Here is a 1,492-nt window from a genome sequence, read left to right on the forward strand (position 1 = left end):
ACCACCACGGTGACGGTCTGCGGCGGCGGGGGCGGCGGGGGCGCCTCGCTGGTCGGCACCGTGTCGGGCCGGCGCGGCGCGCGCGCCGGCGGCAGCGGCGTTGCGCCGTCGGCGGGAGCCGCCGCGATCAGCGACGCCACGATGGTGCCGTGGGCGTCGCAGTCGGACAGGCCGTCGCCGCCGGCCACCACGTAGTCACCGCCGCCCACCAGGTTCGGCAGCCGCGGATGCGGGCTGACCCCGGTGTCGATCACCGCGACCTTGACCCCGGCGCCGCGCCCGAACCGCCACGCCTCGCCCAGGTCCAGCATGTCCAGGAAGTGCGGCTGCACCCGGTAGTCGGTGCCCGGTAGCGTGCCCACCCGGGTGCAGTACACCCCCTGGCGCATCGGCTGATCCGGGCCCGGCGCGCCGTCGGGCGGCAGCGCGGCGACGTCGATCTGCGGCGGGGGGACCGCCGCGGCCGGCGGGCAGCCCCCCAGCGCGCTGATCCCCGCCGCGACCACCGCCACCGCCACTGCCCTATGCCCGCGCACCCGCCTCACCACCACCCCCGCTACCGGTACCGGATCGCGGCCAGCACACCCATCAGCCAGAACACCAGCGGGAAAACCGCGGTCAGGCACAGGTATTCGACCCACTCCACCACCTTGCGCAGCGTCGGGGTGTAGAACCGGGTGGGCACCACCACCGCGGCCACCAGCCCGGCCGCCGGCACCGCCACCATCACCGAGGCGCCGGCCAGCAGCGCCGGTGTGCTCCACAGCCCCAGCGCGTAGCGGCCGGCGACCCCGATCGTCATCGCCACCGCGCCCAGCGCCAGCACGGTGGCCTGCCAACGGTCGGTGAACGAGCGGCCCCGCAGCAGCAGCGCCACCCCCACCAGCCCCGCCACCAGCAGCGGCAGCCAGCGCCGCGGTGCCCGCGGGTCACACAAGCCCACGCAGCACACCACCACCAGCCCCGTCGTGCCGATCAGCAGCCCGCTCAGATAGCCGCGCGCCCGGTCGGTGCTCACCGCCACGGCGCGCACCGACTCCGGCCCGTCCAGCGTGGCCAGCTCGCCGCTGGCCACCACCTTCTCGGCCGGCAGGTCCGGGCGGGTCTCGAAGATCCAGCGCCCCGAGGCCGACGGGAACACCGGCAGCCGGATGCCGGCCGCCCACCGCGCCAGCGTCGGCGCCGCATGCATCCCCACCACGGCGGCCAGCAGCAGCACCGACAGCACGATCACCGCCGGGGCCACCAGCGTCATCCGCGCCAACCCCGCCGCCGCACCCGCGCCCGCGGTGACGATCAGCGCGGCGCCCAGCGCCAGGTAGCGGCCGGTGAACCGCACGATCAGCACCGCGGCGGCCACCAGCGCGGCCAGCCCCAGCGCGGCGTGCGGGGCGCCCACCGGGCCCGGCACCACCGCCGCCGCGGCCGCCGCGGCCGGCACGCACCCGGTCAGCAGCAGCGTGTCACCGATGCGGCGCGCCGCCGTGTTGTC

2 protein-coding genes are annotated in these 1,492 nt (G+C 77.2%); both read right to left on the reverse strand.

Annotated features, from left to right (window positions below; genetic code table 11):
- Positions 1-545, reverse strand: a 545-nt coding sequence (locus F0Q45_RS25910) for a S8 family serine peptidase (protein ID WP_262491193.1), incomplete at its 3' end; no start/stop codon positions are given.
- A gap of 11 nt (positions 546-556) precedes the next feature.
- Positions 557-1,492, reverse strand: a 936-nt coding sequence (gene eccD, locus F0Q45_RS25915; RefSeq protein WP_149656582.1) for a type VII secretion integral membrane protein EccD, incomplete at its 5' end; no start/stop codon positions are given.

This window comes from Mycobacterium simiae (genome assembly GCF_008370645.1).
GTDB classification, from domain to species: domain Bacteria; phylum Actinomycetota; class Actinomycetes; order Mycobacteriales; family Mycobacteriaceae; genus Mycobacterium; species Mycobacterium simiae_A.